General features: G+C 65.1%; 5 protein-coding genes. 2 read left to right on the top strand and 3 right to left on the bottom strand.

Going from position 1 to position 5,704, the window contains the following annotated elements; all coding sequences use genetic code 11:
• Nucleotides 1–97 (bottom strand): ferredoxin (locus VNW74_RS18110; RefSeq protein WP_325679249.1); only part of this gene is annotated, 97 nt, incomplete at its 3' end.
• Nucleotides 98–370: 273 nt separating this feature from the next.
• Complete coding sequence (locus VNW74_RS18105) at nucleotides 371–1,138, bottom strand: FadR/GntR family transcriptional regulator (protein WP_325679247.1); 768 nt, start codon at nucleotides 1,136–1,138, stop codon at nucleotides 371–373.
• A gap of 250 nt (nucleotides 1,139–1,388) precedes the next feature.
• Between VNW74_RS18105 and VNW74_RS18100 the strand changes: the two genes are divergently transcribed.
• On the top strand, nucleotides 1,389–2,864 hold the full coding sequence (locus tag VNW74_RS18100; protein WP_325679245.1) for an aldehyde dehydrogenase family protein: 1,476 nt from the start codon (nucleotides 1,389–1,391) through the stop codon (nucleotides 2,862–2,864).
• Nucleotides 2,865–2,910: 46 nt separating this feature from the next.
• On the opposite strand, the gene VNW74_RS18095 is transcribed toward VNW74_RS18100, so the two are convergent.
• On the bottom strand, nucleotides 2,911–4,542 hold the full coding sequence (locus tag VNW74_RS18095) for an AMP-binding protein (protein ID WP_325679243.1): 1,632 nt from the start codon (nucleotides 4,540–4,542) through the stop codon (nucleotides 2,911–2,913).
• 193 nt (nucleotides 4,543–4,735) lie between these two features.
• On the opposite strand from VNW74_RS18095, the gene VNW74_RS18090 reads away from it, so the two are divergent.
• Nucleotides 4,736–5,704, top strand: a 969-nt coding sequence (locus VNW74_RS18090; protein ID WP_325679241.1) for a cytochrome P450, incomplete at its 3' end; no start/stop codon positions are given.

Here is a 5,704-nt window from a genome sequence, read left to right as displayed (position 1 = left end):
TGGCGATCACGACCGCGTATCCGTCGTCGTCGAGATCGAAGGCCTCGGGAGCGGCGAAATGGCAGCGGGCGTGCCCCACGCACTTTGCGTTGTCCACGGCGACCTTCACGTCGAACCCCTTTTCGTCTCAGACCCTCATCGCTCATAGTAATGATAGTTATATATGAGGGCAAGGGTCAGTTGGGTGTCGGTCGGCGTGCACTCCGCAGAACTCGAATGCCCGGGATCGCCCCGGGGGGAGTCTGCTGGCGCGCTGCCCGGGCATTGGGGATCGATGACGAGCCGTGTCACGCGAACCGCGAGTTCTTCTACAGACCAGGTATTCCGGCTCGAGACGTTAAACGAGCGGGCGCCGTCGAATGTCGAGGTCTCAGTCGAGCAATTCGATCAGGCTCAGTTCGTCGTCACTGTCGAGAAGCCGTTTGCCGACCTCGGCCATGTGCTTGGACCAGAACTGCTCTGCCCGCTCGCCGTCGTGCCGCTCGATGAGACCCACGAGACGTCGGTGCGCTCGGTAGGCGCGGCCACGCTGTTCCTCCTGATCGTCCCACCCCATCAGCATCTTCGAGGCATGCCGGGCCGAGATCTTCTCCAGCGTCTCCACGAGCAGGGACATGGTGACGTTGCCGGAGATGCGCACGATCTCACTGTGAAAGCGCCAGGCGATCGCGCCGAAGTCTGTTCCGGATGACACCGCCCCCTGCTCCTGGGAGAGAATGGACTTCAGCCTCGTCACGTCGGCGGCCGTGGCAGCCTCGGCAGCCATCCGCGCGGCGACGGGTTCGAAGATCATCCGGAATCGATAGATGTCTGCCAGGGTGCCCTTGCGCAGCTGCAGGTGCATCGTGAAGGCGTTGACCACCTGTTGGGTGTCGGGCTTGGCCGCGATCGGTCCCCGATGTGACCCTCGTCTGATCGCGACCAGGCCTTGGGACTCCAGCAGGCGCAGCGCTTCGCGCAGGGACGGGCGCGAGACGTTGTACTCCAGAACCAGTTCGGACTCCGGGGTCAACGACTCGCCCTCGGGGATCTCACCGCGCAGGATCTTTTGCCGAAGCTCGGCGGCGACGATCTCCGAGATCTTGGGCACCCGGCGGTTGGAAGCGGGTGTGGTCAATCCGTAGTCTTGAAGCGTCATCGCGGAGCCCTTGTCTCTTATTCGCTCCGGTGCTGCTGGGTGGTGGAGCGACCCTCGTAGTTGAACAAGTTTACCAAGACGTCGTAGTTCGCGATGACGTCCTTCTTGGCGGCCGGTCTCGTCGTGGACGCATGCAACCTGCAGAATTACTTCGCCAGCAGCATACCGCTGACCACCGACGATTGCCGGTTGGCCATGTCATATATAACCTAGTTAGCATTGAATGCCCGGGCAGTGACGTGGAGGAGCGATGATGATCTCGCAGTGGACCTACGGACTTTTCATCGACGGGGCCTGGGAGGGCGGGTCGGGCGGTGAGGTGGTCACGGCGGTCAACCCGTCCACGGAATGTGCTGTCGGCTCGGTTCCGCAAGCGAGCACCGCGGAGGTGAATCGTGCCGTCGAGGCGGCGCGGCGCGCGTTTGATCACGGACCGTGGCCGCGGATGAGCGTCGGTGAGCGCGCCGGGCATCTGAGCAGGTTCGCCGAGGAGCTGGAGCGTCGCTACGAGGACCTGGTGGCCATCTGCATGGCCGAAACTGGAAGCACCCGTATGCTCGCCGACTTCCTCCAGGTAGGGACGCCTGTGGAGCACTTCCGCGATCTCGTCGCGCGGGTGTTGCCGCGGTTTGACTTCGACGAGCCGATGCTTCCCTATGACAAGCCGGGTATGGGTGTGGGACAGGGCATCGTCACCAAGGAACCGATCGGCGTCGCCGCCCTCATCACACCGTTCAACTTTCCGCTGTTCCTGAACATGTGCAAACTGGGCCCGGCGCTGGCGGCGGGTTGCACCGCGGTGCTCAAGCCCTCACCGAACACCCCGTTGGAGGCGTTCGTGCTTGGCGAGATCGCCCAGGCGGCCGGCCTGCCGCCGGGTGTGCTCAACATCGTCACCGGCGATGCGGAGGCCAGCGAGTACCTCACCCGACATCCCATGGTCGACATCGTCAGCTTCACCGGGTCCGATGCGGTGGGACGTCGGGTGTACACCCAGGCAGCGGAGAGTCTGAAGAAGGTGGTGCTCGAACTGGGCGGCAAGTCGGCGAACGTGATCATGGCCGACGCTGATCTGGACGCGGTCGCCGAGCAGGTGGTGCGAAACATGACTGCCCACGCCGGGCAGGGATGCTCACTGCTCACCCGCACGATCGTCCACCGTTCGGTGCACGATGCCTTAGTGGCGCGGGTGGTTGATCAGTTGGGGTCGGTGACGGTGGGCGACCACAGCGACCCCGCGGTGACGATGGGTCCGCTGATCAGCGCGGTCCAGCGGGCGCGGGTGGAGGCACTGATCGCACGAGGTCGCCAGGAGGACGCCACCGTGGCCTTCGGTGGGGGCCGGCCCGACGGGCTCGACGTCGGCTACTTCGTGGAGCCGACCCTGTTCATCGGTGTGGACAATGCCATGACCATCGCCCGGCAGGAGATCTTCGGGCCGGTGGGCGTGGTCATCCCGTTCGAGACCGAGGACGAGGCCATCGGGATCGCCAACGACAGCGACTACGGACTTGGCGGTGGCGTCTGGTCGGCGGATACCAGCAAGGCCATCGCCATCGCGCGGCGGCTGCAGACCGGGTACGTGGACGTCAACGGGGGAGGGCCGTACCTGTCCCCGCACGGCCCCTTCGGGGGTCGCAAGCACAGTGGCATCGGTCGGGAGTGGGGTGACCAGGGACTCTCGGAGTACCTGGAGCACAAGACCATTCACTGGATGGTGCGCTAGGTGGCACCGCGATGCGCGGCGCTCGCCGCGCACCGCCGGTCCAGCCTCACCTCTTGCTGATCGCGATCCCGGCGGCTTCGCGGTCCCAGGTCCGTTCGGTCCGTCCCTGCTCTCGCAGCGCGTACTTGAGCACCCGGCCGACCGGGTTCTTCGGAAGCTCGTCGCGGAACTCGACGTAACGCGGTACGGCGAAGTACGGCAGCTTCTCCACCGACCACTGGCAGAGTTCTTCCTCGGTCAGCGTCGAGCCGACGACGCGCACCGCGGTGACCTTCACGTCGTCCTCGGCCAGCTCCGAATACACCGCGTGGACGGCGACCTCGACGATGTCGGGGTGCGCCAGGAAGGCGGTCTCCATCTCGAAGGACGAGATGTTCTCCCCGCGACGGCGCAGATAGTCCTTCTTGCGGTCGACGAAGTAGAAGAACCCCTCGGCGTCGAAGCGGCCGATATCGCCGGTGTGGAACCACAGATTGCGGAGCAGTGCTGCCGTGGCCTCCGGCCGATTCCAGTAGCCCTCGAACATCACGTGGGGACGTTTGGGTCGCACCACGATCTCACCGGGCGTCCCGACGGGGACCTCGTTGTCGTCATCGTCGAAGATGCGGACGTCATAGTCATCGTTTTCGCGACCCGAGGATCCCGCGGGGGCGGGCCGATCCAGCCGGTGATGGGTCGTCAGACAGCATTCGGTGAGGCCGTAGGCGTTGCTGCCGGCCAGTTCGACCCCGAACCGCTCGCGCCAAATGGTGGTGTAGTCGCGCGGAAACGGGCTGCTCTGCACGACGCGGAGTTGCCCGAAGCACCGGGACGTCGCCGCGCTGTCCTCGGCCTGCGCGAGTAGCGACGCCATCGGTCCCAGCAGCGTGGCCACCCGAGCCTTCGTGCGCTCGATCTCGGGCCAGAACCCCGACACGGAGAACCGGTGGGCGATGCTCGCCGTGGATCCCAGCATCGCGGTGGCGACCACGGTGCAGGCCCAGGCATTGAAGTGGAACAACGGCAGTGACGTCCACGCGACCTCGTCGGGTCGTCGCGTCGTGACCTCGAGATACTGGCGCGCCATGTTCAGCGTGTAGGAATGGGTGATCATGCATCCCTTGGAGGGGCCCGTGGTCCCGGCGGTGTAGATCAGGGTGGACAGGTCGGCGGGACGGACGTCGGACTCGGGCATCACCGTGGCCCGCGACGCCAACGCCTCCTCGAGCGAACGCACCGTGAGTCCGGGTCTTCTGGTCAGTGACGCCACGGTGGCGGTGGGCGCCTCCCGGTGAAGAACCACCGACAGTTCCGCGACTCCGTCGGCGACGTCCATGACGCGCGCGGCATAGTCGGATTCGGCGATCACCACGGCGGCCGCGGCGTCCGAGATCTGGTGCCGCAGGAACTCCCCACGGTAGGCGGTGTTCACCGGTACGCAGATCGCGCCGATCCTGTTGATGCCCAGAAAGCTCGTCACCGCGTCGATGTTGTTGTCTAGCAACGTCACCACGGTGTCGCCGTGCTTCACGCCGAGACTCAGCAGGAGATTCGCCGTCCGCGCCGCCCGGTGTGAGATCTGGGCGTAGGTGAACGACGTCCCGCCGAAGTCCAGGAAGACGTCGTCGGCATGCTCGAGCACGGCCCGGTCGAAGACGGCGTTGACCGTGTCGGTGTCGTTGGGGTGCCACACAACCATTCGTCCTGCTCCTTCGACCCTGACGGCTGACCCATCATATATAACTATGATATACGAGACCGTGCCCGATGTGAACCTACGGCTGCTACCCGACACGCTACGAGCGCACGGCAATCAGGCGCTTGCGCTCCGACTTCATATATACCTATGATATCTATGACCCGGCTCAGACACGACCACTGGAGGCCCGAGAATGGTGTCACCTGTAGCCGATCAGCTACCCAGTCACATCCCCACGGAACTCGTGCGTGACTTCGACATGATCAACGATGCGGAGGTCCTGGCCGATCCCTACGCGGCGTTCGACAGGCTCCGCGACGAAGGGGACATCCTGTGGTCCTCCCGGCTCGGCGGGCATTGGATCGTGCTGGGCTCCCGACAGGTCAGGGAGGCGTTCCAACGTCCGGACGTGTTCAGCAACTACCCCACCGGGATCCCGCCATTGAACGAATTCTGGCCACGCAAGCTGATCCCGCAGGAACTCGACGGTGACGACCACCTGCGCTACCGACGGCTGCTGAGCCCATTCTTCAAACCGTCCGCGATTCGGCCGATGGCCGAATCCGTGCGCGCCCGCGCCCACGATCTGATCGCCGCCGTCGCCGGACGAGACGAGATCGACTTCGTCGACGCGGTGGCCGTGCCGCTGCCGGCGTCGGTCTTCCTCGACCTGTTCGGCCTTCCGCTCGAACAAGTCGACGTGTTCACCGAATGGACCCAGGAACTGCTGCACTCCGGGGACGCCGAGCGCTCTGCTCAAGCCGGGACCAGCGTCGTCAACTACCTCTTGGAGATGATCGCCGAGCGGCGCGCCCACCCCAAGGACGATCTGATCAGCGCGCTGATCACGGTCGGCGTCGATGGGCACCCGCTGAGCACCGAAGAGGTGCTCGACACCGCATTCCTGCTGTTCATCGCCGGCCTGGACACCGTCACCAACCAGCTCAGCGTCATCTTCCATCACCTGGCACGCCACCCCGAACTGCAGCATCACCTGCGCTCCTCTCCCGAGGCCATACCGGCCGCGCTCGAGGAGCTGCTGCGCGTCTATCCCATCGTTCCGCCCGCCCGAACCCTGACATCGGACTACACCCTGGACGGAATCGAGATGAAGACCGGCGACACGGTGCTGCTCGCGGCCAGCGCGGCCAGCCGGGACCCC

It is taken from the genome of Mycobacterium sp., from assembly GCF_035570115.1.
Classification (GTDB): Bacteria; Actinomycetota; Actinomycetes; order Mycobacteriales; family Mycobacteriaceae; genus Mycobacterium.
The sequence above is the reverse complement of the archived record's forward strand: the minus strand, read 5'-3'. Positions and strand labels throughout refer to the sequence as shown.